Genomic DNA, 2,600 nt, shown 5'->3' on the forward strand with positions numbered 1-2,600 from the left:
GCCTGAAAAACGTCAAAATTTACTGTTTTCAGCAACCTTTTCTGATGATATCCGTGCGCTTGCTAAAGGCCTAATTAACGACCCAATCGAAATCTCAGTTGCTCCTGCCAATACAACAGCTAAAACAGTAACCCAATGGGCATACCCGGTTGATAAAAGTAAACGCACTAGCTTGCTTAAACACCTAATTAAAACCAATAACTGGCAACAAGTATTAGTATTTACGCGTACTAAGCATGGTGCAAACCGTCTAGTTCGTGACCTTGAAAAAGCCAAAATCAATGCCGCTGCAATTCACGGTAATAAAAGCCAAAGCGCACGTATGAATGCCCTTAATGGCTTTAAATTAGGTGATGTAAATGTACTGGTTGCAACAGACATTGTAGCCCGCGGCCTTGATATTCAAGAGCTACCTTATGTAGTTAACTTTGACCTGCCGAATGTGTATGAAGATTACGTTCACCGTATTGGCCGTACTGGCCGAGCGGGTGCATCGGGTGAAGCAATATCATTCGTTACAGAAGACGTCGCAGCAGATTTATTTGGTATTGAACGCCTAATTCAAGAACTTATCCCGCGTAAAATTGAAGCCGGTTTTGAACCGCAAAATCCAGTACCAGAATCAAAGCTAGATACGCGCCCAATCAAAGCTAAAAAGCCTAAGAAACCGAAAAAGCCAAAAGAAAACGCGAGTACCAACGATAAGGTAAAAGCTGAGGCAAAAGCCGTAAGTAAACCAAAGAAGAAAAATTCATCACATAAATCTAAGCCACAAAGTGCTGATAAACCAAAACAAAATGGCAAAGGAAAAAGTGAACACAATGGGCAAAGCAAACGCCCAAGACGTAAACCAAATAACGTTAAATTTAACGCCAACAAATAAGCTGCAAAACCATAGTGTAACTTCGCTTACCAAGTTAAACGAATAATATCACTTTGTGCACTTAACGATTCCACCATAACTAGGGTGGAGTCGTTTGGTTGAATATCAAAATTTAAGCGAAACATGTTTTTACCTATCGTGGTACATTGCTCTTCGCCTACGCTTGTTTGAGCTTTTATTGTTCGCTGACAAAGCAAGCCAACCCGCTGTTCCAATTTTGTGTAATAAAGCACATCGTCCAAATAATCCCAACGATGCACATTTGCTGAGTGCACCTTGCCGAGCGCATTCATTTTTTGCCATTGGCCATCTTGTTTTGTTAAATGCCAGGCTATTAAGCTTGGGTCAATTGCAATTGCACTTTTATTATCAGAATTCTTTTTAAAACTCACAAATCCATCAATAACTCGACTGCGCTCATTAGTTTGCGTATTTAATTTAATAATGACAGGCGAATTACCAACATAATGAGCAAGGTATAAATGATCATTATCTTCATGCCATACTGGATTTTCTAAACGCTCAAGCGCTTTACTTACAAACTTTGGAGGATGTGCCGTTTTAATCGAGTGAATATCATTAACAATAAATAAGCGCCCATCAACAATTCCCGCAACCCGATTGCCATCAAAAGAAGCAGCTATCGCACTGAGGCCTTCTGGCGTAGCAAACGCAACAATATCCTGCTCTTGGTTGTTATTATTTAGTAACTTCAAAGCTAGCTGATTATCCATTAATGAAGCATAAACGAGCGCTTTATGCTCACCGACATACTGCGGTAAGTCCTGCGCGCCAGTTTTTTTCAACACCCGAGTATTAAAAAGGTGCGGTGTTTCGCTGTGATTCACTTGGTTTAATTTGGGCTGTGGTATTTCTTTTAAATCCAAGTAGTCACCATTGTGCTGTCTTAAGATCAAACAGCGTTCACCACAACTTGCATAAATATCGATTGCATTAGGGGGAAGATCGATATCAAAAGCAAAGCCGTTATTTGCCAACTTGAACGTGGCAGCTTGGCCAAAAAAGTTACTAATAATCACACCACTGTCGTCAAACAACCATACCATGCGGTTTGCCGTAAAAGGCAGCAAGTGATTTGCAATCACATCATTACTTATTAAATCCACAATGATTAAAGATGACTGATTGTTTTCGACTTCTCTCAAAATAGCTAACTGCTCACCATTTTTTGACTGCGCAGCATAGTAATCACCACGACCAGTAACATTGGGTAAAGACACTGGTTCTATATCTTGCGTGCTAAAATCAAAACGATAAATGCTGTGAGGAGTTGGATTCGTTACTTCATCTGCAAGCCATAGCCCTGACTGATCAATTTGCCAGCCAAGAATGTATTTTGGCGTATTTGCGGTTATTTCAAACGGTGTTACGTCAGTGACATTACGGTTTTCATCGAAACTTGCGACAAAGTGTTTTACTTTCGGACCAAAACCAGATGTAAAGACTAACTGCTTGCCATCTGGCGACCAAAAACTATCGGTATAGTGTTTATGATCCCAGCTTAAACGTTGAATTTCATTCGTAATTAAATCTTTAATGTAAAGTTGCTGCGCACTGATGTTTGATTCTCGGTGAAGAAACACCAATTGTTGTGATGCTTTATTATAATCAGCAAATATTTCAGAGCCAGATAACGTGGTTAATCGCTCAATAGTGCTTTGTGGCGCAGCTTCAGGGACGTGTTTTGGGCTAAAAA

At 40.1% G+C, this 2,600-nt stretch carries 1 protein-coding gene; it reads left to right on the forward strand.

Going from position 1 to position 2,600, the window contains the following annotated elements; genetic code table 11:
* The coding region (locus tag ABYD77_RS18755; protein ID WP_372771615.1) for a DEAD/DEAH box helicase at nucleotides 1-883 on the forward strand (883 nt) is incomplete at its 5' end.
* Nucleotides 884-2,600: the final 1,717 nt, after the last annotated feature.

The organism is Pseudoalteromonas sp., assembly GCF_041629635.1.
Lineage (GTDB): Bacteria > Pseudomonadota > Gammaproteobacteria > Enterobacterales > Alteromonadaceae > Pseudoalteromonas.